A 26,234-nucleotide genomic window follows, 5' to 3' on the forward strand; every position below is an offset into this window, starting at 1 on the left:
CTCGCGCTGAAATGCGCCGACCGGGCGATTCCTCGCAGTGCAGCGCGAGGAATCGCCCGGTCAGTGTGTCTGTGCGCGAGGAAGTGCCCGCTCAGCAGGTCACTCGGAGCCGCTGGCCTCGCCGGACTCCTGCGCGGCGTCCTCGGCCTTGGCCTCGGTCTGGGCGTCGGCGATCTCGGCGTCGGACGCGTCGTGCTCGATGCCGAGGTCGGCCTCGGCCTCCTCCAGCTCGGCCTCGAGAGCCGCGGCGGACATCTGCTCGGTCACGTTGACGATGAGCAGCTCCTCGTCGGCGAGCAGCGTGGTGCCCGACGGGAGGTCGAGGTCCTTGGCGAGGATCTGGGTACCGGCGGGCAGGCCCTCGACGGAGACCTCGAAGAACTCGGGGATGTGGGTGGCCTCGGCCTCGACGGAGACGACCGTGTTCTCGTTGACGACCAGCGTGTCGGGGCCGGCCTCGCCGAGGACGTGGATCGGGACGTCGACGGTGACCTTCTCGCCGCGGATGACGGCGACGAAGTCGACGTGCTCGATGACGCGGCGGATCGGGTCGACCTGGACGTCCTTGGTCAGCGCGAGCTGCTCCTTGCCGTCGATCGCGAGCGCGAGGAGCGCGTTGGCGCCGCCGTGCTTGAGGGCCATCATCGTCTGGTGGCCGGGCAGGATCACGTGGACCGGGTCGTTGCCGTGGCCGTAGATGACCGCGGGGATCTTGTCGTCGCGACGGATGCGGCGGGCGGCGCCCTTGCCGAACTCGGTGCGGGCCTCGGCGACGATCTTCTCGGGGGCAGACATGGGGTTCTCCATCAGTCGGGTGGTCGGGCCTGGCGGCCCTGGCTCGTGGGTCCTCGGCGGGTGCGGAGACGACGAACGCCGCGCTCCGGATCGTGAGCGCGGCGCAGCGGTGCAGGCCGGCCCAGTCGATCACGGAGTCCCAGGTCGTACGTCGGGCTCCCTCGCCGAGGCAACCACAGAACTCTAGTCCCGCCCCCCGGGGTGGGTCGAATCCACGCAGCTCCCGCGCAACTAGGGTGGCCCGGTGCCCCTGATGCTCCCCGAGGCGCGCGTGCGCGCCGACCTGCTGACCGACGTCCGCACCGAGGTCCACCTCGACCTCACCTCCACCGATGCCTTCACGGTCCAGGCGCGGATCACCTTCGACTGCACGCAGCCGGGGGCCTCGACGTTCCTCGAGCTCACCGGCGCCTCGGACGTCACCCTCGACGGTGAGCCGGCGGCGTACGCCGACGGGCGGATCGCACTTCCCGACCTCGCCGCCCACAACGAGGTGCTCGTCACCGCGCGGATGCCCTACGTCACCGACGGCGACGGCATGACCGTGACGATCGACCCGGCGGACGGCGAGCGCTACGTCTGCGCGCACACGTCGATGGACATCACCCAGAAGGTGATCCCCTGCTTCGACCAGCCCGACATCAAGTCGACCTTCGCCGTCACCGTGACCGCGCCCGCGCACTGGACCGTGCTCGCCAACGGACCGCTCGAGCACCGCACGCCGGGCGAGGGCGGCGACGCGGCGCCGCACACCTGGACCTTCGCCACCACCCCGCCGTTCTCGTCCTACCTCTTCACCCTCGTCGGCGGGCCGTGGGTGTCGGTGACGTGGGACGAGCCGTACGCCCCCGCGCCGGGCGGCACGTTGCCGTTCGGCTGGCACGCGCGGGCCTCGCAGAAGCGCGAGCTGCGCCGAGACGCCGACGAGCTGCGCCGCATCACCAGCACCTGCTTCCAGCACTACACGAGCGTCTTCGAGCCGGAGTACCCCTACGCCGACTACCAGCAGGTCTTCGCCCCCGGGCTCAACTGGGGCGCGATGGAGTTCCCCGGCTGCGTCGTCTACCGCGACGAGAGCCTGACCCAGGGCACGCCCACCGAGCTGCAGCGGGAGTGGCTGGCCTCGACGATCGCGCACGAGATGGCGCACATGTGGTTCGGCGACCTCGTCACGATGCGGTGGTGGGAGGACTCGTGGCTCAACGAGTCGTTCGCCGACTTCATGGGCTACGACGTCGCCGGCGTCGCCGCGGGCTACACCGACGCCTGGACCTCGGCCGCGATCACCCGCAAGCCCACCGGCTACCGCGCGGACCGCCGTCGCTCGACGCACCCCATCGCCGAGGACACCGACAAGATCGTCGACGTCGACACCGCCTTCGCCAACTTCGACATGATCACCTACGCCAAGGGCAACGCCGCGCTCAAGCAGCTGGGCCACTGGCTCGGCCAGGAGGACTTCCTCGCCGGCGTCAACACCCACCTCAACGCGCACGCCTTCGGCAACGCCGACCTGGCCGCGTTCCTCGACTCCCTCGACTCCGCCACCGACCACGACGTACGCGCCTGGGCGGCGGCGTGGCTGCGCACGACCGGGTTCGACACGCTCGTGGTGACCCGCGACGACGCGGGGGTCCCGGTCCTGCACCGCGAGGGCTCGCGACCGCACCGCCTCACCGTGTCGGCGTACGACGACGCGATGCAGCTCGTCGACGCCCGCGACGTGCACCTCGGCGAGGAGCCCGTGCGCCTCGAGGACTTCGCCGGGCGGGTCGTGGTGCCCAACTCCGGCGACGAGACCTTTGCGGTCATCCGGCCCGACGAGCAGTCGTGGGCCGCGATCACCGCCGGACTGTCGTCGGTCGAGTCGCACCTGACCCGCGCGGTGCTGTGGTGGACCGCGGTGGACCTCGCCGAGTCGCAGGTCATCGGCGTCGGCGACCTCGTCGCGCTGGCCGACCGGCACCTGCGGCCCGAGTCGCACCCGCTGGTCGTCGAGGGCGTGCTGCGCGCGCTCCAGCTGGTGACGCGCCAGTACGACGAGCCCGGAGAGGCCGCCGCGCACCTCGCGGTGATCGCCGACATCGCGCGCGGAGCCGTCGAGGGCGGCGACCCGCTCCTCGCGCCCGGAGCGTCCCGGGTGCTGGCGCGGCTGAGCGCCGACCGGACCTTCCTCGTCCAGTGGCTCGAGCGCGACGACGTCGACCCCAGCGTGCGGTGGGCCGCGGTCCACCGCCTCGCCGAGCTCGGCGACCCCTCCCACATCGACGCCGAGGCCGAGCGCGACCAGTCGGTGGCCGGCCACCACGCCGCGCTGTCGGCGCGCGCGGCGGTCCCCACCCCGGAGGCCAAGGCCGAGATGTGGCAGCGCTTCATGGGCGGCGAGCTCAGCACCCACGAGCTCGACGCGGTGGGCGCCGGCTTCTGGGGCTGGGAGCAGGCCGACCTGGTCGAGCCCTACCTCACCCGCTACGTCACCGACGGCCTCGCCCTCGCGCTCCGCTCGGGCCAGGCGATGGCCGACAGCGTCGGCGACGCCTTCCCACGCCTGCCGCTCACCCCCGCCGTACGCCGCCAGCTGCGGGCCACGGTCGCCGAGGCGCTCGCGACCGGTGATGTCCCCACGGTCCTGGCCCGGGCGTGGAACGACGCGCTCGACGACCTCGACCGGACTCTCTGAGACGCGGCGTGACCGAGCTGCGCAGCCCGCTCGTCTGCGGCGCCCTCGGACGCTACGACCGCGACCGCGTGGGTCGCGTCGCGGCGGCACTCGGAGGCGACGACGTGCGGTTCGTCCACGAGGACTCCACCTCCGTCCTCGCGATGGACCGCGAGCCCCTCCGCTGGGGCAGGCGGCGCCACCGCGGTCTCGGCTGGATCGACGGTCTGCCGTGGCGTGCCGGGGCGATCGACTGGCAGGACGCCGCCCGCCGTGGCGCGTGCGGGCTCGTCCTCGACGGCCGCCACCGCCGGCTGCACACGTCGGTCAACGGGCTGGGCTCGATCTACTGGACCGTCGACGACGGAGCGCTCTACTTCTCGTCCCGCATCGAGCCGCTCGTGCGGTCCTCGCCGCGGCTGCTCACGATCGACTGGGACGCGTGGTCGTCGATCATCGCGCTGCGCTACCCCGCCTCGGACCGAACCCCGTTCGCCGAGGTCCGCCGGCTCCAACCGTGGTCGACCCTGACGTGGGAGCGGGGCCGGGCCCACCGGGCGGCGCCGACGTGGCCGTGGGCCGAGGCCGAGCGGAACCTCTCCGGACCGGAGGCCGGCGCAGCACTCGCACAGTCCCTGAGGGACACCGTGTCCGCGGTCGGCCGCCCGACGCTGGTGCCGCTCAGTGGCGGGCGCGACTCGCGGATGCTGGCCTGCGCCTTCGCCGAGGCCGGCCTCGCGGCCCGCGCCGTCAGCGTCAGCGACGACGAGGGCGGTGACTTCGAGGAGGCACTCGCACGACCGGTCGCCGACGCGCTCGGTCTCGACCTCGAGGTCCTGCGCGCCGCGGCGGGCAACTACCCGCGCAACTGGGAGACCCGCGCGCGGCTCGTGGAGCACCAGTTCGTCGACCACGCGTGGCTGGTGCCGCTGTCGCGCCACCTCGCCCGGCAGGACCTGCCCGTCTCCGACGGCTTCGCGATGGATGTGCTGCTCGGTCGCGGCAAGCGGTTCTTCACCGCGGAGACGCTCGACCGGAGCGACCCGCGCCGGGCCAGCCTGGCTCTCTTCGACTCAGTACGCCGCTTCGGCCACGCCCACCTGGCGCTCGCGGAGGACGTGCGGGCGCCACTGCTGGACCGCGCGCGCGGGCTGTTCCTGGAGGTGGCTGCGGAGTTCGAGGGAGCGCCGCAGCAGGCACCGCTGACGTTCTACCGGACCCGCACCGTCCGCGGGGTGGCCTGCTATCCCACCGGCCTGCTCGGCCGCCGGTCCCACATCGTCGCGCCGGCCGCGAGCCATGACTTCGCGATGGCGTCCTTCTCCGCCACGGAGGCAGCGGCGCACGACGACGGGCTCTACGCCCGGGCGTTCGAGGCGCTCGCGCCCGAGATCGGACGCATGCCGTCGACCGCGACCTCCCCTCGTCCGCCGGGCGGCCGGCTCCGGCTCTGGTGCTCCGGACCGGCCGTCGCGGCGCACCGCGAGCGGCTCGCCGAAGGCCCGCTCGCAGGCGTGCTGGCTCCCGAGCTCACGACGTGGCTCGACGCTCCCGACCGGGGCGAGCCGGGACCGGACCTGCGCCTCGGGCTCGAGGGGATCAGCCTGCTCCACTCCTGGTGGGCGCGCTACCGCGACGTGCTGCGCGAGGTGGACCTCCGCGACCTGACGGGCTGAGTCCTGCCCGCGTCACGACACGGGCAGGACTCGCAGGGGTCCTACGCGTGACCGTCGAACATGGAGGTCACCGAACCGTCCTCGAAGACCTCGCGGATCGCGCGCGCGATGAGCGGCGCGATCGAGAGCGTGGTGAGCTTGTCGAACTGCTTGTCCGCCGGCACCGGGAGCGTGTTGGTGACCACGACCTCCATGGCGGAGGAGTTCTTCAGCCGGTCGACCGCGGGGTCGGAGAGGATCGGGTGGGTGGCGGCGATGATCACGCCGGCCGCGCCCTCGGCCATGCACGCCTCGGCGGCCTTCACGATCGTGCCGCCGGTGTCGATCATGTCGTCGGTGAGGATGCAGATCTTGTCCTTGACCTCACCCACGACGCGGTTGGCGACGACCTCGTTGGCCACGTCGGTGCGCCGCGACTTGTGGATGAAGGCGAGGGGTACGCCGCCGAGGCGGGCCGACCAGCGCTCGGCGACCTTGATCCGGCCGGCGTCGGGCGAGACCACGGCGAGCTGCTGGTCGCCGTACTTGGCCTTGACGTAGTCGGTGAGGATCGGCAGCGCCATCAGGTGGTCGACGGGGCCGTCGAAGAAGCCCTGGATCTGGTCGGCGTGCAGGTCGACGGTGATCAGGCGGTCCGCGCCGGCGGTCTTGAACAGGTCGGCCATCAGGCGCGCCGAGATCGGCTCGCGGCCGCGGTGCTTCTTGTCCTGGCGGGCGTAGCCGTAGAACGGCATCACCACGGTGATCCGCTTCGCCGAGGCCCGCTTGAGGGCGTCGACCATGATCAGGTGCTCCATGACCCACTCGTTGATCGGAGCGGTGTGGCTCTGGATCACGAAGGCGTCGCACCCCCGCACGGACTCCTCGTAGCGGACGTAGAGCTCACCATTGGCGAACGCGTAGGCGCTCTGCGGCACGAGGCCGCACTCGAGGAGGTCGGCGACCTCGTGGGAGAGATCGGGGTGCGCCCGGCCGCTGAAGACCATCAGGTTCTTCTCGGTGGTCCGCTTCATTCCGGTCACGCGACGCGACTCCTCGCTGTGCTGGTCAGCCTGGGGGGTGGCTCTCATCGGAGGTGCTGGGGAAGAGTCTGGCCCACGGACCGGGCCTTCCCCAACCCCGGGGTCACCCCTCGGTCGTCTCCTGCTGTTCACGCGCCGTTCGCGCCGCCTCGGCCTGCGCGGTCCCGGCCCGCCGGGACTCCGTCCAGCCCTCGAGGTTGCGCTGCGCGGAGCCGCTGACCGCCAGGGCGCCGGCCGGCACGCTGCGGCGTACGACGGTGCCACCGGCCGTGCCCGCGCCGTCGCCGACGGCGACCGGGGCGACGAAGGTGTTGTTGGAGCCGGTCTTGACGAAGCGGCCGATGACGGTGCGGTGCTTGGCCACCCCGTCGTAGTTGGCGAAGACCGTGCCGGCGCCGATGTTGGTGCCCTCGCCGATCTCGGCGTCGCCGACGTAGGACAGGTGCGGCACCTTGGCGCCGTCGCCGATCTGGGAGTTCTTGGTCTCCACGAAGGTGCCGATCTTGCCCGCGACCCCGAGCTGCGTGCCGGGACGGAGGTAGGCGAAGGGCCCCACGCTGGCGCGGTCGCCGATGACGGCGAGCTCGGCGTGGGTGCGTACGACGCGCGCGCCGGCGCCGACCTCGCAGTCCTTCAGCGTGGTGTCGGGCCCGACGACCGCGTCCTCGCGGACCACGGTCGCGCCGAGGAGCTGGGTGCCGGGCAGGATCGTGGCGTCGGGCTCGAGGACCACGTCGGCCTCGATCCACGTCGTGGCCGGGTCCATGACGGTGACGCCGTCCTTCATCCAGCGGGTGACGATGCGGCGGTTGAGCTCCCTGCCGAGCTCGGCGAGCTGGGCGCGGTCGTTGGCCCCCTCGGTCTGCGCGACGTCCTCGATGAGGTGCGCGCCGACGGTGAGGCCGTCCTCGCGGGCCAGGCCGACGGCGTCGGTCAGGTAGTACTCGCCCTTGGCGTTGTCGTTGGTGATCCGCGGCAGCGCCGAGACCAGGAACTCGGCGTCGAAGGCCAGGATCCCGGAGTTGATCTCGTCGATCTCGCGCTGCTCGGGCGTGGCGTCCTTCTCCTCCACGACCGCCTCGACGTCGCCCTCCTCGTTGCGCACGACCCGGCCGTAGCCGAACGGGCGCGCCACCCGACCGCTGAGGATGCTCACCGCGCGCTGGGCGGCCTCGTGCTCCTCGGCGAAGGCCCTGAGGGACTCCCCCTCGAGCAGCGGGGTGTCGCCGGCGGCGACGATGACGGTGCCGGTGGTCGCACCGCAGGCCTCCATCGCGACGCGTACGGCGTGCCCGGTGCCCTGCTGCGTCTCCTGCACCGCCAGCACCGCGCCGGGCAGCAGCTCGGTGATGTGCGGACCGACCTGCTCGCGCTGGTGGCCGACGACCGCGACGACGCTGGTCGGCTCGACGGCCTCCACGGCGCGCAGGACGTGGCCGATCATGGAGCGCCCGGCGATGGGGTGCAGCACCTTCATGGTCTTCGACTTCATGCGGGTGCCGCCGCCGGCGGCGAGCACGATGACGGTGAGGTTGTCCATGCCCGCAGTCTGACACCGCGCCGGGGTGGGCGGGCCACTCGCGTCCCTGTGGTCGAATGACCACCCGAGCAGGCGCACCTGCCCGCACGTCATCGGCCCCGGAGGGACTGCTGCATGAGGACCCTCGACGACAAGGTCGCCGCCGTCACCGGGGCGGGCTCCGGCATCGGCCGCGCGCTGGCCCTCGAGCTGGCCGGCCGCGGCTGCCGGCTCGCCCTGTCGGACGTCGACGCCGCGGGGCTCGCCGAGACCGCGCGCCTGCTCACCGGCCGTGCCCGCGCGGTGACGACCTCGGTGGTGGACGTCGCCGTCGAGGCCGCCGTGCTCGCCTGGGCCGACGAGGTCGTCGCCGACCACGGCCGCGCGAACCTCGTCGTCAACAACGCCGGCGTCGCCCTGTCCGGCACGGTCGCGTCGCTCTCGACCGAGGACTACCGCTGGATCATGGGCGTGAACTTCTGGGGCGTGGTCCACGGCACCAAGGCGTTCCTGCCCCACCTCGAGGCGTCGGGCGAGGGCCACGTGGTCAACATCTCCAGCGTCTTCGGCCTCACCGCGCAGCCGCTGATGAGCGGCTACAACGCCAGCAAGTACGCCGTACGCGGCTTCACCGAGTCGCTGCGCCAGGATCTCGCGCTGACGCGGTCCTGCGTGAGCGCGACGTGCGTGCACCCCGGCGGCATCAAGACCAACATCGCCCGCGCCGCGCGGGTGGACGCCAGTGTCGCCGGCGCGACAGGCAGGTCTGCGGAGGCCTCCTCGAAGGAGTTCGAGAAGTCCTTCATCACCACCCCTGCCAAGGCGGCCGAGGTGATCGTCGAGGCGGTCCGCAAGGACAAGCGCCGGGTGCTCATCGGGCCCGACGCCCGGGTCTTCGACGCCATGGCCCGCCTCGCCCCGGCCGGCTACCAGCGCCTGATCACCGGCGTCGTGCGCTCGCGGGGTGCGGAGTGAAACGACGGACGGCGATCGCCGCTCGGGCGTACGCCGCCGCGACCGCTGCGGAGGCGCGGGCCTACGGCCTGCGCGAGCGCCGCGTCGACGTCGGGGACTGCTCCCTCGCCCTCCTCGAGGGCGGACCGGCCGACGCGCCCGCGGTGGTGCTCGTCCACGGCTACTCCGCCGACCGGGTCGTGTGGGTGCGCTTCGCGCGCCACCTGCTGCGCGACCACCGGGTGATCGTGCCGGAGCTGGCCGGGCACGGCGCGACCGGCTTCAGCAGCGGCGTCGGCCACTCGGCCCCCGCGCAGGCGGCGCGGCTCGCAACGCTGCTCGACCGCCTCGGCATCGGCTCCGCCCACGTCGGGGGGAACTCCATGGGCGGCTTCGTCGCCGCCACCCTCGCCGTCGAGCACCCCGACCGGGTCGCCTCGCTGCTGCTCAGCGACGCGGTGGGCGTCGCCTCCCCCGAGCCGAGCGAGGCCGAGCTGCTCTTCCGCCAGGGCCGCAACCCGTTCCTGCTCGAGAGCGTCGCGGACTTCCCCGACTTCTACGCCATGACGATGGCGCGCCCGCCCTTCCTGCCCGCCGTGCTGCGGGCCGCGGTCGCCGCCGACTACGTCGCCCGCAGGGACCAGCTCGCCGAGATCTTCGCCGACTTCCACGGCGTGGCGACCCTCGACGACCGGCTCGACGAGATCACCGCGCCCACGCTCGTGATGTGGGGCGAGGAGGACCGCCTGGTCCACCCCAGCACCGCGCGGGCCTGGGCCGGGGGCATCGAGGGCGCCCGGACGGTGCTCTACCCCGGCATCGGGCACATGCCGATGCTGGAGGCGCCGGGGCGCAGCGCGGCCGACTACCGCGCGTTCCTGGCCCGGGTCGCCGCCGCGGACCGACGACGGGACGAAGTGCCCTAGCGCGGTGGGGCGGCCTGCGGTCGACTGGTCGCCATGTCGTGGTCGGTGAGCCTCCGTCCTCCGGGACGGAGGGCACTGCGGGGTGACGTGGTGGCGGGCGTCACCGTCGCCGCCTACCTCGTGCCCCAGGTCCTGGCCTACTCCGGGCTGGCCCGCGTGCCCCCGGCGGCCGGGCTCTGGGCGGCCTTCGTCGCCCTCGCGGTCTACTTCCTCCTCGGCTCCTCGCCGCAGCTGTCCGTCGGCCCGGAGTCGACCACCGCTCTGATGACCGGCGCCGCGCTGGCGAGCGTCACCGTGACCGGTGATTCGGCGCAGGACGCGGCGGCCGTGCTGGCGCTGGCGGTCGGCGCGGTGTGCCTCCTCGCCTGGGCCGGTGGCCTCGCGTTCCTCGCCGACCTGCTCTCCAAGCCGGTGCTCGTCGGCTACATGGCCGGCATCGCCGGGCTCATGATCCTCTCGCAGACCGCGCGCGGGAGCGGGGCCGACGTCCCCGACGGCACGGTGCTGGCCCAGACGTGGTGGTTGCTCCAGCACCCCGCCGCCGTGCACGGCCCGACCCTGGCGGTGTGCCTCGGCACCCTCGCGCTGCTGCTCGCCGGCGCCCGGCTGTGGCCCACCGGTCCGGTGCCGCTGGTCGGCATGCTCGTGGCGACCCTCGGCGTGACCCTGGCCGGTCTGTCCGACGACGGCGTGGCCGCGGTCGGGTCCCTGCCCTTCGCGCTGCCGTCGGTGGGCCTGCCGTCGGTCGCGTCGGTGGGATCGTGGGCGCTGCTGACGACCGCGCTGGCGATCGCCGTCGTGGGCTTCACCGACAACGTGCTCACCGCTCGTGCCTTCGGCGTACGCCACGGCGACCGCATCGACGCGCGCCGCGAGCTGCTGGCCCTGGGTGCGGCGAACGTCGCGGCGGGCGTCGTGCACGGCTTCCCCGTCAGCAGCTCCGGCAGCCGGACCGCGATCGTCGACGCGGTGGGCGGGCGGTCGCGCTGGGCCGGCCTGTCGACCCTGGGCGCCGCACTCGTCCTGGTCGTCGCGCTGCGACCGGTCCTGGCCCGCTTCCCCGACGCCGCACTCGCCGCCGTGGTGGTCTACGCCGGGCTGCGGCTGGTCGACGTCGCGGAGTTCGCCCGGATCGGACGCTACCGGCGCACCGAGCTGCTCATCGCCCTCGCCACCACGGCCGGGGTGCTGGTCCTGGGCGTGCTGCAGGGGGTGCTGGTGGCGGTGAGCCTCTCCCTCCTCGACGTGATCCGCCGGGTCGCCCGGCCGCACGACGCGGTCGAGGGGCTGGTGCCCGACCTGGCGGGCATGCACGACGTCGATGACTATGCCGACGCCCTGCCGGTGCCCGGCCTGCTGGTCTACCGCTACGACGCGCCGCTGTTCTTCGCCAACGCCGACAACTTCCTCAGCCGCGTCCGGGAGTCGGTGGAGACGCACGCCCCGCAGTGGGTGGTGCTCAACACCGAGGCCATCGGCGAGGTCGACCTCACCGGCGCCGACGCCCTCGAGACGCTGCGCGCGGAGCTCGAGGCCCGGGGCGTCGTGCTGGCGCTGGCACGGCTCAAGCACGATCAGCGCGAGGCCCTCGCGCCGAGCGGGCTGCTCGAGCGGATCGGGGCCGAGCACGTCTTCCCGACGCTGCCGACCGCGCTGGACGCCTACCGCGCCGCGACCGGTCAGCGCTGAGCGACCTCCGGCGCGGTCGCCGCGTCGAGCAGCTGCGCGAAGAGGTCGACGTACTGGATGAGGTGCCGATCGGCCAGGAAGTGGTCGCGCACGCGCAGGTGGGCGGCGCGCCCCAGGTCCTGGCACCGCTCCGGGTCGGCGAGCAGCGACGCCAGCGCCGCGACCAGCGCGGCGCCGTCGCGCGGGTCGTCGAGCAGCAGGCCGCTGACGCCGTGCTCGACCTGGTCGCGGATGCCCCCCACCGCGGAGGCGACCACCGGTCGGGCCTTCCACATCGGCTCCGTCACGGTCAGCCCGAAGCCTTCGGCCAGGCTCTTCTGCACCACGACGCTCGCCCAGCGCTGGAGGGCGTTGACGACCCGCGCGTTGTCGACGAGGTCGTCCATCGGGACCGAGACGAGGTGCGTGCGCGCACGTGCCCGCCCCGGCAGCGCCCGCCACTGCCCGCGGCACTCGGCGAGCACCTCCGCGGCCTCGGGGTCGTCGGCCACGCCCCGCGCCTCCGGGCCGGCGAGCACGAGGTGGACGTCAGGGGGGAGGTCGTCGAGGTGCGCGGCGAAGGCGTCCAGCACGCCGGCCATGTCCTTGAGCCGGTCCCAGCGGCTGACCTGCAGGACGACGCGGGCATCGCGCGGCAGCGCGGTCCCCTCGACCACCATCCCGGGGCGGTGCACCAGCTCCTCCACCTCCGCGGCCGACAGCTCGGCGTTCTTGGGGCTGAACGGGTCGAGGGAGGGCGGGACGACCCGCAGCCAGCGGCGGTCCACCCACGCGGGCGCGAACTCCTCCCGCGAGAAGACGCACGCGTGCGCCGGCTCGACCAGCGGGCGCAGGAACCCCCACGCGTCGTCGGTCCACGTGTTGGTCTCGTCGAGCCCCACGTGGCAGCGCCACACGACGTGCGCCCCGCGCTCGCGCAGCGCCCCGGCCAGGCCGGCGGTCTGCGGGTCGTGGAGCAGCACGACGTCGCCGGGCCGCACGCGGCGGAGCAGCTCGTCGCGGTGGCGCGCGAGGGTGGCGTCGTACGCCGCCCGCGCGCCGGCGTCCAGCGCACCGCCGTCGCCCGGGACGCCGTGCAGCCGATTGTGGATCCGCTTCGTGACGGCGAAGAAGTCGGCGTCCCCGCCGATGACGAGCCAGCGGATGTCGATGCCGGTGCCGGCCGCGTAGGCGACGAGGGTGTGCAGCATCTCCGCGACGCCACCACCGCGCGCGGTCGAGCTGACGTTCCACAGGGTGCGGCCGTCGAGCAGCCGACGGGCCGCGGCGGCGTACTCCTCGACGCGCTGCACCCGCTCCGGCGGCAGCAGGGTGGACAGCCGCGCGAGCGCGACCGGCACCACCGGCACCTCCAGCAGGCCGCTCATCGCTGGTCACGCGGGCGGGGCAGCTCGATCGCGCCGCCCACGCGGATCTCGACCCCGGGCGCGGCGCGACGGGCCACCTCCAGCGCGACGTCCATGCGCCGGATCAGCCCCGCCCTCGCCGCGTGGTCGCACTCGGCCACGAACGGCTCGACGAGCTCCACCGCCCGGTGGCACTCGCGGGCCCGCCGCGCCGCGGCACTGACGCGTTCCTCGAGGTCGCCGACGTCCTCGACGACGACCCGCACGGTCGCGGGGCTGGGCGGGGGCGGCGCAGGGTGCATCACGGTCTCCTCGGGTCTCTCCCCCGAGTCTCGCCGCCTCGTGCGGACGTCGACAGGGTCCTAGGTCCCGCCGACGTCCAGGTCCTCGGCCCGCAGCACCACGTCCGCGCGGGTTTCGGGGCGCTCGACCCGGGCGTAGACGTGGCCCTCCGGGATCCACTTGGTGTCCCAGAGGTCGAGCTCGGCCCGGTCGTCGCCCTGGGCGAGGTTGCGGGCCTTGGCGCGTGCGCCGGCAGCGTCCGGGTCGAGGTCGATCCACACGGCCAGATCGAACCAGTCGCGCGTGCGCCCGGTGAAGAGCCGAATGCCCTCGACGACGAGCACCGACGGCATCGGGTGGTCCTCGACGCCCCGCTGCCCGGTCCACCAGCGGTAGTCGAAGCGCAGCCGCTCGGGTCGCGGCAGCCGGCGTGCGCGTGCGACCAATGCCTCGATCCCCGACCAGTCGTGCTGCTCCCACAGCCCGGCGTCCGGGCCCCAGGTCGGTGCGTAGAAGCAGTCGGTCGGCACGACCTGGTCCCCGTCGAGCCCGAGGTCGGCACCCAGCCTGGCCGCGAGCGTCGACTTGCCCGCACCGCCGTGACCGCTGATCCCGACGACGGGGACCGCCTCGGAGGTCTCGGCCAGGGCGCGCACGCGCGCCAGCAGGTCGTCGTACGTCGGCATCCCCGCAACCTTCTCAGTTCAGCCTTGCGTAGGCCACCGACAGCGCGGTGGCCACCGAGAGCCAGAGGGCGTACGGCGCCAGCGCGAGGGCACCCCACGTCTCGATCCTCGCCATCACGACCAGCAGCACCCACGTCAGCACGGCGGCACCGGCCAGGCACGCCGCGGCAGCGACGAGGTTGTGCGGGACGTAGAACAGGTAGGCCCAGCCGAGCGCCAGCGCGACCGACACGGCCAGCACGCCGGTGGCCGCCCAGGCGGCGCCCGCCGGAGCGGTGCGGACCGTCGTCGCTCCGACGACGAGGAGCAGCAGGAAGCTCAGCGGCCACATCAGGCCGAAGACGACGTCGGGCGGTTGGAACGACGGCCGCGCCAGCGAGGCGTACCAGCCCGGGTCGTGGCCGTTCCAGGCGTTCGACAGCGCAGCGAAGACGACGACGAGCGCGCACCACGCGAGCGTCGGCGCCCACGTGCTCACGCCGGCACCGCTCGCTGCTCGTCGGCGAGGTCGCAGGCACCCATGGCACGACGCTACCGGGACGGCCTGCGCGCGGTGGTCGAGGAGCTCCCCGGGTAGGAGTCGAACCTACGTCGCTAGTCCTGATTCAAAGTCAGGCGGGCCCTGCCGGCAGACCAACCGGGGAAAGTCAGGTCAAGCCTAGGGCGCGCACCGGACGTCATGAGAACCGGCGCACCTCCACCCGTCTCGGGGCCATCCCTGATGCCGGCGGTCGGTCCCGACCGCTAGCGTGGCCGGTGTGACGGGGGAACACGCAGGACACGCGGGAGCAGCGCACCAGGGAGTGCTGCCGGTCATCACGACCGCGGGCCTCACCAAGCACTACGGGACGGTCCACGCGCTGACCGACCTCACGGTCGAGGTCGGCGCGGGCGTAACCGGGTTGGTCGGCGCCAACGGCGCCGGGAAGTCGACGCTGATCAAGATCCTGCTGGGGCTCCTCGAGCCGACCGGCGGGCACGCGAGCGTGCTGGGCCACGACATCGAGCAGGGCGGACAGGAGATCCGGCGGCTCGTGGGCTACATGCCCGAGCACGACTGCCTGCCGCCCGACGTCAGCGCGAGCGACTTCGTGGTCCACATGGCCCGGATGTCCGGCCTCGGCTCGAGCGCGGCCCGCGAGCGCGCCGCCGACGTGCTGCGCCACGTGGGCCTCGACGAGGAGCGCTACCGGCCGATGGGCGGTTACTCCACCGGTATGAAGCAGCGCGCCAAGCTCGCCCAGGCCCTCGCCCACGACCCGCAGCTGGTGTTCCTCGACGAGCCCACCAACGGCCTCGACCCGGCGGCCCGCACCGACATGCTGCGGCTGGTGGAGCGCATCGGCAGCGACTTCGGGATCGCCGTCCTCGTCACCTCCCACCTGCTCGGCGAGCTCGAGCAGGTCAGCGACCACGTGATCGTGCTCGACGGCGGTCACCTCCTTCGCTCCAGCGCGACCGGCGACTTCCTCCGGCGCACCGGCAGCCTGCTGGTGGAGGTCGTGGGCACCGAGACCGAGCGCGACCGGCTCGGCGAGGCGCTCGCCCGCCGCGGCCTCACCTGCCGGCCGCGTGGCCCCATGGTCTCGATCGACCCTCCCCCGCCCGAGCTCGCCCGCGAGGGCGCCGCGCACGACCTGATCCGCGACGTCGCCGCCGACCTCGGCCTCGGCCTGATGCGGCTGCAGCCCGACCGCGGCCACCTCGAGGACGTCTTCCTGCAAGAGGGTGTGACCCGTGCCTGAGATCCCGACCGGGGGACCCCGCACCGGGGTCATCCACGACCTCGGCTACCGGCGCTACGACGGGCCGCGTGACGGCTCCGCGACGATCGCCCGCACCCTGTTCACCACCGGCCTGCGCCACGCGTACGGCCTGGGGCGCTCGGGCAGGTCGAAGGTGATGCCGTTCCTGCTGCTCGCCATGTCGGTGCTGCCGGCCACGATCCTCGTCGGTGTCCTGGTCCTCACTCCCGCCACGTCGCTGCCGGTGTCCTACGCCGACTACACCAACCAGACCCAGCTGCTGGTCAGCCTCTTCGCCGCCTCGCAGGCGCCGGTGCTGTTCTCGCGCGATCTGCGCCACCGCTCGATCGTGCTCTACCTCGCCCGTCCCCTCGGCGCCACCGCGTTCGCGCTGGTGCGGTGGGCGTCGATGGCCGTCGCACTATGGGCCTTCACGCTGGTGCCGACGGTCCTGCTCTTCGTCGGGGCGCTGCTCGCCGGCCTGGACACGAGCGACCAGGTCGCCGGGATGCTCAAGGCGGTGGTGCTCCAGGCCGGGCTGGCGGTGCTCGTCGCCGGCATCACCGGTGCCATCTCCTCGGTGTCGTTGCGCCGCGGCTTCGCCGTCGTCGGCTCGGTGATGGCCCTGATCGTCCTCACCGGCGTGGTCACCGCGGTCCAGGCCATCTCGGCCAGCGAGGGCGCCGAGTCCGCCTCCGTCGGCGTCGGCCTGGCCTCCCCCTGGTCGCTCTACAGCGGGCTCGCCAACGCCTGGGACGCCGGGATCACCACGCAGGTGCCCGTCGACGGCGCCTGGGTCCCGGCCTACGTCCTGGTGACGCTGCTGCTGAGCGCCGGCTGCCTGCTCGGTCTGGTCGCCCGCTTCCAGAAGGTGGGGTCGCGATGAGCACCCTGGTCCTCGACTCGGCCTCGCGCTGGTTCGGCAACGTCGTGGCGGTCAACGACGTGTCGCTCTCGGTCGGTCCCGGCGTCACCGGCCTCCTCGGCCCCAACGGCGCCGGCAAGACGACCCTGATGGCGATGATGTCGGGATTCCTGGCACCGTCGTCCGGGCACGTCACGCTCGACGGCCAGCCGGTCTGGCGCAACACCGACGTCTACCGCCGCATCGGGCTGGTGCCCGAGCGCGAGCTCAGCTTCGGCTACCTCACCGGTCGCCAGTTCGTGCGCGCCAACGCCGACCTGCACCGTCTGCCCGACGCGGCCGCCGCGACCGAGCGGGTCCTCGAGGTCGTCGACATGGTCGAGCCGGCCCAGCGCCGCCTCGACACCTACTCCAAGGGCATGCGGCAGCGCGTCAAGATCGCCGCCGCGCTGGTCCACGACCCGTCGGTGCTGCTGCTCGACGAGCCGTTCAACGGCGTCGACCCGCGCCAGCGGATGCACCTGATGGACCTGCTGCGGCGCCTGGGTGACCAGGGCCGCACGGTGCTCTTCAGCTCCCACATCCTCGAGGAGGTCGAGCGCCTGGCCCGCCACATCGAGGTGGTGGTCTCGGGGCGCCACGCCGCCTCGGGCGACTTCGGTGCGATCCGCCGGCTGATGACCGACCGCCCCGTGCAGTACGCCGTCCAGTCCAGTGACAACCGCACGCTCGCCACGCTGCTCATGGCGCAGGAGTCGGTGCGCGCGGTGAGCCTGCGCGGCGAGCACCTCGACGTCCAGGTCGACGACCTGGGCAGCTTCGCCGTGAGCCTGCCCGGCCTGGCCCGGCAGCACGACCTGACCGTCTTCGAGCTCTCCCCCAGCGACGAGTCGCTGGAGAGCGTCTTCGCCTACCTGGTGGCCCGATGACCTCCGCAGTGTTCAACCCCACGATCGCCACGCTCGCGCTCCAGGCCCTGCTGGGCCGGCGGCGCTTCTTCCTGCTGCTGGCCTTCCCGGTCCTGCTGATCGGGCTCGTCGCGGTGGTCACCGCCCTCACCGACGGCGCGGCGGCCTACGAGATCCTGCCCCGGCTCGGCTATCCGCTCGTGCTGCCGCTGGTCGCGATCCTCGCCGCCTCCTCGGTGCTGGGCCCGGAGGTCGACGACGGCTCGATCGCCTACCTGCTGTCCAAGCCGGTGAACCGCTACGGCATCGCGATCAGCAAGTGGCTGGTCGCGCTCTCCGCGACGCTGGTGGCCGGCGCGCTGCCGATCCTCGTCGCCGCGCTCATCACGGGCGACGGCACCCGGGCGACCGCGCTCTTCGTGGGCGCGGCCGTCGCCGGCACGGCGTACTCCGCGCTCTTCCTCGCGATCGCGGCCGTCACCCGCCACGCGGTGATCGCGTCGCTGATGTTCGTGCTGATCTGGGAGAGCCTGCTCGGCAACCTCTTCACGGGCGTGGCCTGGCTCAGCATCGGTCAGTGGGGCCTGCGCATCGGCCACGAGCTCTCCGACCAGCTGCCCGACCCGGCCAACCTGCCGTGGGCGATCGGTGCCAGCGCCGTGGTGACGCTCGTCGGCGTGTGGTTCGCCGGTGACCGGCTGCGGTCGTTCTCGCTGCGCGGCGAGGACTGAGCGCCGCGCCGGGCGGAGCGGACTAGGCTCGATCACGTGGACCTCCCCGTGATGCCGCCGGTGCAGCCGATGCTCGCCAAGAGCGTGAGCGGCGTGCCGTCCCCGGCCAGGCACGGCGGCCTGAGCTTCGAGCCGAAGTGGGACGGCTTCCGCTGCCTGGTCTTCAAGGACGGTGACGAGGTCGAGCTCGCGAGCCGCAACACCAAGCCGCTGACGCGTTACTTCCCCGAGGTCGTCGCGGCCTGCCGCGAGCAGCTGCCCGAGCGCATCGTGCTGGACGGTGAGATCTTCGTCGGGCTCCGGGGACCCGACGGCTGGCGCCTGGAGTTCGAGACCCTCCAGGAGCGCATCCACCCTGCGGCCAGCCGCGTCGACAAGCTGGCGGCCCAGACGCCGGCCGGCTTCGTCGCCTTCGACCTCCTGGCGCTCGGGGACCAGTCCTTCGTCGAGCGACCCTTCGCCGAGCGGCGTAAGGCCCTGGTCGAGGCACTCGGCCACCTCGACGGCACCGGCCCGTGCTTCCTGACCCGCACCACCGAGGACCCGGCCGAGGCCGAGCGGTGGTTCGAGGAGTTCGAGGGCGCCGGTCTCGACGGTGTCGTCGCCAAGCCGCTCGGTGCGGCGTACGAGCCCAACAAGCGCACCATGCTCAAGATCAAGCACGAGCGCACGGCCGACGTGGTGCTCGCCGGCTACCGCGAGCACAAGACGTCGACACCCGAGGAGCCGCTGATCGGCTCGCTGCTGCTCGGCCTGTACGACGACAGCGGCGAGCTGCAGCACATCGGCGTCTCGGCCAGCTTCACCGCCGCACGCCGCGCCGAGCTGTGGCAGGAGCTCCAGCCGCTGGTGTGCGACATCGCCGACCACCCGTGGGGCCGCTGGCAGGAGTTCCTGACCGCCAACCCCGATCGTGTCCCCGGCACGCAGAGCCGCTGGAGCGCCGGCAAGGACCTCGGCTTCACCGCGCTGCGGCCCGAGCGGGTGCTGGAGGTGAAGTACGACCACATGGAGGGTCGGCGCTTCCGCCACACCGCGCACTTCAAACGATGGCGCACCGACCGCGACCCCGAGACCTGCGGCTACGGTCAGCTCGACGAGCCGGCCGGCTACGACCTCACCCGCATCCTCAGCACCGACACCGGAGGCACCCGATGAGCGAGCACACCACCCCCGAACGACCGGACGGCGAGTCCATCCACGACGGGCAGGGCACCTACGACGTGGTGCTGCTGGTCGAGCAGGCCCTCACCGCGGCGGACGCCGAGCAGGTGCGCTCGCTGCACGCCGAGATCGAGGACCCGGTCGTCTACCACGTCCTGATCCCCCTCGAGGACGCCGCGGCGCGGGTCGAGGCCTCGCTCGGCACGCTCGGCGCCGGTGACCTGATGGCCGCCCCCGCGCTCGCGATGAGCGACGTCGACATCGAGGCGCTGCGCCGCGAGTGCGAGGAGAGCTCGACCGCCGAGCTGCGCCAGACCCTCGCCGCGATGACCGCCGCGGGCGGCACCGCCCACGGCAAGGTCACCTCCGAGCCGCCCGTCGACGCGCTCGCCGCGATGGTCACGGCGGTCGACGCCCGCGAGGCGATCATCCTGACCCGGCCCCACGTGGTGGCCGAGTTCTTCCACGTCGACTGGACCTCGCGCGCGCGGCGCAAGCTCGGCGTACCGGTCCTGCACCTCATCGAGCACGAGAACTTCGACGAGCAGTCCTCGGGCTCCGGCGAGGGCGTCACCGGGGTGTAGGGCGGCAGCCTCCGCGAGGGCGGGCCGCAGGGCTCACGACTGCTGGGTTGTCAGGCTCTCCCCTGCGTTGTCAGGCCGTGCAGAGGCCGCCAACCTGAGGGATCCCCGGTCAGCCGGGGATCCCAAAGGAGCAGACCTCAGCGCCGGGTGACGCGGCGTACGACGGCGCGGCGCAGGATCGCGGCAGCCTCGCGCCCGCCGACGGCGGGGGCGTCGGCCGAGCCGCTCCGGCGTGCGGCGTCGAGGTCGCGGCGCAGCTGCTGCAGGGTCGCGCGCTGGGCGTCGCGGGCCTCGCGCGCGGCGAGCGTCGACTCGGCGCGGGTGTGGTCGAAGGTGAGTGCGACGGCCTCGGCGTAGCGGGCGTCGTAGTCCTCGTGGACCGCGTCGAGCGCGCGCATCGTGTCGGTGTCGTGGGGGTCCCGGGTGAGGACGCCGAGCAGCTCCCAGACGCCTTCGGCCATCTCGCGCAGCCAGGCGGGGGTGCGGACGTCGTCCCAGGTGAGCTGGGACTTGCGCATCGAGGGCTCGATGAAGTCGTCGACCGGGTGGTGCCCACGCTCGGAGGCAGGTGCGGCGAGGTCGGTGTTGAAGGCCAGGTCGAGGTGCTGCTGCACGGGAGTGAGCGCGGAGCGCCAGTCGGCGAGCAGGTCGGTGTAGCGGACGAAGGAGCGCCTCGAGCCACGGCCGGCCTGCTCGGTGAGCAGCGCGGCGTGCACCCAGCCGGCGACGTTGGACGTCTCCTTGGTGAGCCGTAGGTCGTCGGACTGGCTGGAGAGGTAGGCGATGTCGCGCGAGCCGACCACCTCGGCGGGGTGCCGGAGCGCGGTGAGCCAGCGCAGGTCGACGTCGAGCTCGGCGGTGACCTGCTCCCAGACCTGGGCGAACCAGAAGGCGTGCGGGTCCTTGACCACCACCTGCTCGCCCGCGGACTCCGGGAGGGCGAGCTGGCCCGACAGCCACTCGTGGAGCTCCGCGGTGGGCACGCCCGACTCGACGTGGCGAGCCACGAGGTCGACGGCCGTGGGACGGCTGTCGATGTTGAAGAGCGCGAGCTCCTTGAGGTGGCGCTTGTGGAAGTCGATGACCCACTGCGGCTCGTAGAACCCGCGCGGGTTGGTCTCCGACGCCTCGACCTCGGGCTGCGGCACGTGCAGGCCGAGCCGCTTCAGCGCGCCGGCCAGGGAGCTGGTGCCACTGCGGCCGGAACCGGAGACCAGGACCAGCGGGGTGCCCGGCTTCTCGTCTGGCTGGGCGGGGGACGTCGGCATGCGGGTCACCCTATCCGTGACGGTCGCGTCTCCTAGGATCGTCCCGACCCTCCCTGCGACACCTCCACCGGACAGGACCGACGACACGTGGCACTCACCGACCGGCTCGGGGGGAAGGTGCGCGCCGCCGTGCGCCGCGCGCGCCGCGACAGCCCGCTCGACGTCGTCCTCGTCCTCTTCAACGCCGACGGCATGGGCGGGACCGCGCGCTCGGGCATCGAGCAGGCCAACGCCCTCGCCGGCCTCGGTGAGGGCCACCGGATCCGCATCCTCAGCGTGACGCGCAGCGGCACGTCGACCCACTACCCGCTCGCCGACGGGGTCGAGGTCCACTACCTCGTCGACGTACGCGGAGAGCGGCCCGTCGCGGTCTCCGGTCGCCACCCCGAGGAGCTGGGCCAGCGCGAGTCGGTGATCGTGCCGCGCAGCTGGGACGCCCTCTACAACGGCCTCACCGACGCCACGATGCGCGAGGCCCTCGCCGCGATCGACGCCGACGTGCTGGTCACCACCACCCCCGAGCTCCTCGCCGTGGTCGCACAGCTCGCGCCCGCCGACGTCGCGCTGGTCCACCAGGAGCACCGGGCCTCCTCCAGCCGGGTCAACGACCTCGGCGCCCTGCTGGAGTTCGCCCCGCGCGCCGACATCGTGGTGTCGCTGACCGAGTCGATGTCGCGCTGGCTGGCCGGTCGCCTCGGCGGCGCCGCGCCCGAGCTGATCGTCGTGCCCAACCCGCTGCCGGCGCACCCGCAGCCGCGCTCGCCGCTGGACCAGAAGGCCTTCGTCACCGCCGGGCGGCTCGCGCCGGAGAAGCAGTTCGAGCACGTCGTCGACGCGTTCTGGCGCATCCACGAGCAGGTCCCCGGCTGGACCCTGCGGATCTGGGGTGACGGCCCCCGCGCGGACAACCTCGCCGCCCAGGTCCGCAAGCTCGGCCTCGAGGACCGCGTGGAGCTGCCCGGCTCCACCGACGACCTGGCCTCGGAGTGGGCCCGCACGAGCGTGGCCGTGCTCGCCTCGCGGGGTGAGGGCTACCCCCTCGTGCTGCAGGAGGCCATGTCGGCCGGCGTCCCGGCGGTGTCCTACGACTGCCCGTCCGGCCCGCGCGAGATCATCACCCACGACGTCGACGGCCTGCTCGTCCCGCCGGCCTCCAAGGCGGCGCTCGCCGCCGCGATGCTGCGGATCGCCACCGACGACGACCTGCGCACCCGCCTCGGCGAGGCCGCTCTGGTCCGCGCGCAGCGCTGGGACGGCCCGACGCTGGCCCGCGAGTGGGTCGAGGTGTTCCGCCGCGCGACCGCGCGGCGGGCCGACCCGCTGGCCCCGCGCCGGGTGCTGCACGGCCTGCGTCCGGGTCCGCTCGGCGACCTGCCCGAGACCGACGGCGCCGCAGGCATCACGCCCGCCGAGGCGCGTACGACGGCGCTCACCGCCCTGACCTCCGCAGCCGCGGCCACCGGGGACGGCTGGTTCGTGCTGCCCGCGCGCGGTCTCGACCCGCACCCCGTGGTCGTCGTGCCGTCCTCGCGCCGACAGGCCTTCCTCGCCGCGCTGGCCGCCGGGTCGGTGTCCGACTGGCTCTCGGTGCGCGACCCGGCCGAGCGGGGCTGGCACGAGCGCCGCGGCACGGTCGCGGCGATGACCGACGACCTGGCCCGCACCCGCACCGCCTCGCTCTTCCTCGAGCCGTGGCCGGTGCGCGGCGGGCACGGTGGGCTGCTCGCCGAGGGCGCCGAGGTCGGCGTGCAGTTCTGGGAGGAGTCCCCCGACGGCGACCTCCTCGCCCCGTCGATGAACCGCTTCGGCGACCGGGTGCCCGCGGGCACGCCCCGCACCACCATCGAGGTGGAGGGCGTCGAGGTGCCGACGCTCGAGGTGATGGCGCTGCCGACCGTCGACGACGTCCGCTTCGACGTCGACGTCGTCCACACCTGGGTCGACGGCGACGACGAGGAGTGGCTGGCCGCCCGCGACGCCCGCATCACCGGCCTCGGCGGCACGCCCAGCGCGCGCGCCGGTGGCGCCTCGCGCTACCGCAGTCGCGACGAGCTTCGCTACTCGATGCGCAGCATCCACCTCTTCGCTCCGTGGGTGCGCCGCATCCACCTGGTGACCGCCGGGCAGGTGCCGGACTGGCTCGACACCTCGCACCCGGCGATCGCGATGGTCGACCACCGCGACATCCTCCCGGCGTCCGCGCTGCCGACCTTCAGCTCGCACGCCATCGAGACTCGGCTGCACGCCGTGCCCGACCTCGCCGAGCACTTCGTCTACGTCAACGACGACGTCTTCCTCGGTCGGCCGCGACGCCCGGAGCACTTCTTCACCCCCGGTGGGCACTACGCCGCCTTCGTCGCCGACCACCGCGCCGTAGGGCTCCCCGGCACCGACGACCGCCCCTACCTCTCGGCGGCGCAGAACAACCGCCGCGTGCTGGCCGACGCCTTCGGCGTGACGCTGACCCACACGATGATGCACAGCCCGCACCCCCAGCGGCGTACGACGCTGGAGGAGATCGCGGACCGCTTCCCCGAGGAGGTGGCCCGCACCACCGACGCTCCGTTCCGCTCGGCGAGCGACCTCTCGCTGCTGTCGTCCTTCGCCCAGAGCTACGGACTGATCACCGGGCAGGCCTTCCGGGCGGGCGCGCACCACGGCTACGTCGACCTCGGCCACCAGCAGCTCCCGGTGCAGCTGAAGGCGATGCTCCGGCGCGACCGCGACTTCTTCTGCGTCGCCGACAACCTGGTCGCGGCCTTCGACGAGGAGCGCGCCGACGGGCTGCTCACGGACTTCCTGCAGCAGTACTTCCCGATCGCCGCGCCCTGGGAGCTCGGCCCGGGCGGTGCGTGAGACAGGTTCTCGAGGTCAGGGACCTGCACTGCTCACCGCTCGGACAGAAGGCCGTGGTCGAGCGGTGAGTGAGACAGGTTCCCGGCGCGCAGAAGATGTCCCACTCACCGCTCCGCGGGCGTGGCCCGGACTCAGTCGGCGATCCGGTTCCCTTCGGCGTCCCAGTGCGACTCGACCTTCTTGCTCGGCTGCACCCGCGGCGGCTCGCCCGGCATCTTGGGGTGGTCGGGCGGGTAGTTGAGCTCGACCGGGTGCTCCTCCCACAGGTCCAGCAGCGGCTGGAGCGAGTGGTGCACGTCGTCGATGGTGGCCCACGGGTCGCCGTCGACGGCGAGGCGCGACGGCACCGAGAACAGGTTGAGCTCGTGCGGGTCGGTGAGGCCGGCGAGGTCGTCCCACGCCAGCGGCGTCGAGACCGGCGCCCCGGGCAGCGGCCGCAGCGAGTAGGCCGAGGCGATGGTGCGGTCGCGGGTGTTCTGGTTGAAGTCGACGAAGATCCGCTCCCCCCGCTCCTCCTTCCACCACGCGGTCGTCACGCCGTCGTCGCGCTTCTCCAGCTCGCGGCCGAAGGCGATGGCCGCGTGCCGCACCTCGGCGAACTCCCACTGCGGCTCGATCCGGACGTAGACGTGGATCCCGCGGTTGCCCGAGGTCTTCGCGAAGCCGGTCATGCCGAGGTCCGCCAGCAGCTCGCGGGCAGCGCCCGCCACGCGTACGGCGTCGGCGAAGGACGTGCCGGGCTGGGGGTCGAGGTCGATGCGCAGCTCGTCGGGGTGGTCCACGTCGGCCCGGCGCACCGGCCACGGGTGGAAGGTCAGCGTGCCCATCTGCGCGCACCACACCGGCACGGCGATCTCGGTCGGGCAGATCTCCTCGGCGGTGCGCCCCGAGGGGAAGGTGATCTGGACGGACTCGAGGTAGTCGGGAGCGCCCTTGGGCACCCGCTTCTGGTAGAACGCGTCGGCGTTGCGGTCCTGCGGTCCGGTGGCGAGCTTCATGCCGGGGCGGACTCCGGAGGTCCAGCGCTCGAGCGCGGTGGGCCGGTCGCGCAAGGCACGCATCAAGCCCTCCTCGACGCTGGTGACGTACTCCGCGACCATGAGCTTGGTCACCGCGGGTGTGTGGTCGGTCGCCTCGTAGATCACCCGGTCCGGAGAGGAGATCCTGACCTCGCGCTCCCCCGCCTGGACGTACGCCTCCGACGCCTTCGCCATCACCCCAACCTAGCGGGCGGGTGCGCTGGGGTGCGGCCGTAAACTCGGGGACATGGCCTATGACGTGCAGAAGACCGATGAGCAGTGGCGCGAGGAGCTCAGCCCCGAGGAGTACGCGGTGCTGCGCCAGGCCGGCACCGAGCGTGCCTTCACCGGTGAGTACACCGACACCGAGACCGAGGGCACCTACTCGTGCAAGGCGTGCGGCTCGGAGCTGTTCACCAGCGACACCAAGTTCCACTCCGGCTGCGGCTGGCCGAGCTTCTACCAGCCGATGACCGACACCGTGGAGTACATCGAGGACACCTCGCACGGCATGAAGCGCGTGGAGGTCCGCTGCGCGACGTGCGGCTCGCACCTCGGCCACGTCTTCCCCGACGGCTTCGGCACGCCCACCGGCGACCGCTACTGCATCAACTCGATCAGCATCACGCTCAGCGAGAAGAAGTAGTCCGGCTCAGCCCTCGACCGGCTGCAGCGCGGAGGTGACCTTCACCAGGCCCTCGCCCCAGGTCTCGTCCGCCCACGCCTGGATGGACCCGTCGTCGAAGACGACCTGGGCGTCGAGGGAGTCGGGGGCGTAGGAGCCGCTCGTCAGCAGGGCGTCTCCGAGCGCGGACTGGAGCTCCCGGTTGACCCGGTCGAGGTCGGCCTCGGTGCGCTCCACGGTGGTCACGCAGAGCATCCCGCCCCACGTCCGGCGCAGCTCGGCCTCGGCGCCCGCGGCGTCCTCGGTCACGGCGACGTTGATCGTGGCGCCGCTCAACCACGCGGTGGCGTACGTCGGCAGCGCGGAGGCCGCGGCGAGCGTGGCGTCCATGTCCTGCGGCGTCGTCCTCGTGGTGTCGGTGGTGGCAGGCGTCTCGCAGGCGGGCTCCAGCCCGCCGGCCTCGGGCTCGGCCACCACGTCGTAGAGCGCCGCCGGGATCGCGTCGGTGACGGTGAAGGTCGTCTGGTCGAAGGTGCCGGTGAGGGCGTAGGAGCCCCAGGTCACGCCCGAGGCCCGTTCCGCGCCCACGTCGCCGAAGTCGAAGTCCGCGAGCGCCGGTCCGCCGCACTGGGGCGGGTAGGACTCCGCGATGGCGCCCAGGCACATCTCGGGGCCGTCGCCGTCGTCGAGCACCGTGACCAGGCCGTTCGTGCGGACCTCGCCGTCCGGGACGGGTGTCGGTGCCGCGCCCGACGTCGCGGCTGCGGGGTCACCGGACCCCGAGGGGTCCACGGCCCTCATCTCCTCCTCGGTGGAGCACGCGGCGAGCGGGAGGGTCAGGGCCAGGGCTGCGACGACGTGTCGGAGGGTCATGGTGGTGTGACGCACCGCTCCGCCCACCCGTTCCACCCGCGC

Annotated in this window: 23 protein-coding genes and 1 tRNA gene; 13 read left to right on the forward strand and 11 right to left on the reverse strand. The window is 73.2% G+C overall.

The annotated features are described in order from the left end of the window. Nucleotides 1-99: 99 nt before the first annotated feature. Nucleotides 100-795: a 50S ribosomal protein L25/general stress protein Ctc gene (locus tag K4G59_RS09400; protein ID WP_231250717.1), complete on the reverse strand. Its 696-nt coding sequence runs from the start codon at nt 793-795 to the stop codon at nt 100-102. A gap of 253 nt (nt 796-1,048) precedes the next feature. Here K4G59_RS09400 and pepN point away from each other — a divergent pair, with 253 nt between their 5' ends. Beyond that, nucleotides 1,049-3,475 (forward strand): aminopeptidase N, encoded by a 2,427-nt coding sequence (gene pepN, locus K4G59_RS09405; protein WP_231251082.1) that lies wholly within the window; start codon nt 1,049-1,051, stop codon nt 3,473-3,475. An 8-nt stretch (nt 3,476-3,483) separates the two neighbouring features. Continuing rightward, complete coding sequence (locus tag K4G59_RS09410; protein ID WP_231250718.1) at nt 3,484-5,130, forward strand: asparagine synthetase B family protein; 1,647 nt, start codon at nt 3,484-3,486, stop codon at nt 5,128-5,130. Nucleotides 5,131-5,171: 41 nt separating this feature from the next. On the opposite strand, the gene K4G59_RS09415 is transcribed toward K4G59_RS09410, so the two are convergent. Beyond that, nucleotides 5,172-6,143: a ribose-phosphate diphosphokinase gene (locus tag K4G59_RS09415; protein ID WP_231250719.1), complete on the reverse strand. Its 972-nt coding sequence runs from the start codon at nt 6,141-6,143 to the stop codon at nt 5,172-5,174. 112 nt (nt 6,144-6,255) lie between these two features. Further along, nucleotides 6,256-7,692 carry a bifunctional UDP-N-acetylglucosamine diphosphorylase/glucosamine-1-phosphate N-acetyltransferase GlmU gene (glmU, locus tag K4G59_RS09420; RefSeq protein WP_231250720.1) on the reverse strand — a complete coding sequence of 479 codons (1,437 nt, stop codon included), beginning with the start codon at nt 7,690-7,692 and terminating at the stop codon, nt 6,256-6,258. A gap of 114 nt (nt 7,693-7,806) precedes the next feature. Here glmU and K4G59_RS09425 point away from each other — a divergent pair, with 114 nt between their 5' ends. The 3 genes from K4G59_RS09425 to K4G59_RS09435 are packed head-to-tail and all read left to right on the forward strand — an operon-like array spanning nt 7,807 to nt 11,240. Further along, nucleotides 7,807-8,646, forward strand: a complete 840-nt coding sequence (locus K4G59_RS09425; protein WP_231250721.1) for an SDR family NAD(P)-dependent oxidoreductase — start codon at nt 7,807-7,809, stop codon at nt 8,644-8,646. After that, the gene (locus tag K4G59_RS09430) at nt 8,643-9,551 is read left to right on the forward strand and encodes an alpha/beta fold hydrolase (RefSeq protein WP_231250722.1); all 909 of its coding nucleotides are present in this window, start codon (nt 8,643-8,645) and stop codon (nt 9,549-9,551) included. The genes K4G59_RS09425 and K4G59_RS09430 overlap by 4 nt, the downstream gene beginning before the upstream one ends. A 33-nt stretch (nt 9,552-9,584) precedes the next feature. Then, entirely contained in the window at nt 9,585-11,240 is a 1,656-nt protein-coding gene (locus K4G59_RS09435) for a SulP family inorganic anion transporter (protein WP_269209943.1), read from the forward strand. Here the strand turns inward: K4G59_RS09435 and K4G59_RS09440 are convergent. From K4G59_RS09440 to K4G59_RS09460, 5 genes are all read right to left on the reverse strand, one after another. After that, entirely contained in the window at nt 11,231-12,607 is a 1,377-nt protein-coding gene (locus K4G59_RS09440; protein WP_231250724.1) for a glycosyltransferase, read from the reverse strand. The genes K4G59_RS09435 and K4G59_RS09440 overlap by 10 nt on opposite strands. Further along, nucleotides 12,604-12,888, reverse strand: coding sequence for a hypothetical protein (locus K4G59_RS09445; RefSeq protein ID WP_231250725.1), 285 nt, complete (start codon nt 12,886-12,888; stop codon nt 12,604-12,606). The genes K4G59_RS09440 and K4G59_RS09445 overlap by 4 nt, the downstream gene beginning before the upstream one ends. Before the next feature lie 60 nt (nt 12,889-12,948). Next, on the reverse strand, nt 12,949-13,554 hold the full coding sequence (locus K4G59_RS09450) for a nucleoside/nucleotide kinase family protein (protein WP_231250726.1): 606 nt from the start codon (nt 13,552-13,554) through the stop codon (nt 12,949-12,951). Between the two features lie 13 nt (nt 13,555-13,567). Continuing rightward, complete coding sequence (locus K4G59_RS09455; protein ID WP_231250727.1) at nt 13,568-14,032, reverse strand: TspO/MBR family protein; 465 nt, start codon at nt 14,030-14,032, stop codon at nt 13,568-13,570. Between the two features lie 87 nt (nt 14,033-14,119). After that, a tRNA-Gln gene (locus K4G59_RS09460) sits at nt 14,120-14,198 on the reverse strand. A gap of 114 nt (nt 14,199-14,312) precedes the next feature. On the opposite strand from K4G59_RS09460, the gene K4G59_RS09465 reads away from it, so the two are divergent. Genes K4G59_RS09465 through K4G59_RS09490 form a run of 6 tightly spaced genes read left to right on the forward strand, consistent with a single transcriptional unit; the run spans nt 14,313 to nt 19,551 of the window. After that, nucleotides 14,313-15,299: an ABC transporter ATP-binding protein gene (locus K4G59_RS09465; RefSeq protein WP_231250728.1), complete on the forward strand. Its 987-nt coding sequence runs from the start codon at nt 14,313-14,315 to the stop codon at nt 15,297-15,299. Continuing rightward, nucleotides 15,292-16,185, forward strand: a complete 894-nt coding sequence (locus tag K4G59_RS09470; protein ID WP_231250729.1) for an ABC transporter permease — start codon at nt 15,292-15,294, stop codon at nt 16,183-16,185. Before K4G59_RS09465 ends, K4G59_RS09470 begins: the two co-directional genes overlap by 8 nt. Continuing rightward, a complete protein-coding gene (locus K4G59_RS09475; protein WP_231250730.1) occupies nt 16,182-17,093 on the forward strand; it encodes an ABC transporter ATP-binding protein in 912 nt (303 codons plus the stop codon). Before K4G59_RS09470 ends, K4G59_RS09475 begins: the two co-directional genes overlap by 4 nt. Next, complete coding sequence (locus K4G59_RS09480; RefSeq protein ID WP_231250731.1) at nt 17,090-17,803, forward strand: ABC transporter permease; 714 nt, start codon at nt 17,090-17,092, stop codon at nt 17,801-17,803. Before K4G59_RS09475 ends, K4G59_RS09480 begins: the two co-directional genes overlap by 4 nt. Nucleotides 17,804-17,839: 36 nt before the next feature. Next, complete coding sequence (locus K4G59_RS09485; protein WP_231250732.1) at nt 17,840-18,961, forward strand: ATP-dependent DNA ligase; 1,122 nt, start codon at nt 17,840-17,842, stop codon at nt 18,959-18,961. Then, a complete protein-coding gene (locus tag K4G59_RS09490; protein WP_231250733.1) occupies nt 18,958-19,551 on the forward strand; it encodes a hypothetical protein in 594 nt (197 codons plus the stop codon). The genes K4G59_RS09485 and K4G59_RS09490 overlap by 4 nt, the downstream gene beginning before the upstream one ends. Before the next feature lie 137 nt (nt 19,552-19,688). Here the strand turns inward: K4G59_RS09490 and K4G59_RS09495 are convergent, their stop codons facing one another. Further along, on the reverse strand, nt 19,689-20,819 hold the full coding sequence (locus K4G59_RS09495; protein WP_231250734.1) for a sulfotransferase family protein: 1,131 nt from the start codon (nt 20,817-20,819) through the stop codon (nt 19,689-19,691). Nucleotides 20,820-20,906: 87 nt separating this feature from the next. Here K4G59_RS09495 and K4G59_RS09500 point away from each other — a divergent pair, with 87 nt between their 5' ends. Next, nucleotides 20,907-23,675 carry a stealth family protein gene (locus tag K4G59_RS09500; RefSeq protein WP_231250735.1) on the forward strand — a complete coding sequence of 923 codons (2,769 nt, stop codon included), beginning with the start codon at nt 20,907-20,909 and terminating at the stop codon, nt 23,673-23,675. 131 nt (nt 23,676-23,806) lie between these two features. Here K4G59_RS09500 and K4G59_RS09505 read toward each other — a convergent pair whose 3' ends face one another. Continuing rightward, nucleotides 23,807-24,889 (reverse strand): DNA polymerase domain-containing protein, encoded by a 1,083-nt coding sequence (locus tag K4G59_RS09505; RefSeq protein WP_231250736.1) that lies wholly within the window; start codon nt 24,887-24,889, stop codon nt 23,807-23,809. A gap of 52 nt (nt 24,890-24,941) precedes the next feature. Here K4G59_RS09505 and msrB point away from each other — a divergent pair, with 52 nt between their 5' ends. Beyond that, entirely contained in the window at nt 24,942-25,340 is a 399-nt protein-coding gene (msrB, locus tag K4G59_RS09510) for a peptide-methionine (R)-S-oxide reductase MsrB (RefSeq protein ID WP_231250737.1), read from the forward strand. 6 nt (nt 25,341-25,346) lie between these two features. Here the strand turns inward: msrB and K4G59_RS09515 are convergent, their stop codons facing one another. Next, on the reverse strand, nt 25,347-26,192 hold the full coding sequence (locus K4G59_RS09515) for a hypothetical protein (protein ID WP_231250738.1): 846 nt from the start codon (nt 26,190-26,192) through the stop codon (nt 25,347-25,349). Between the last annotated feature and the right edge of the window lie 42 nt (nt 26,193-26,234).

The sequence above is a fragment of the Nocardioides furvisabuli genome (assembly GCF_021083185.1).
Classification (GTDB): domain Bacteria; phylum Actinomycetota; class Actinomycetes; order Propionibacteriales; family Nocardioidaceae; genus Nocardioides; species Nocardioides furvisabuli.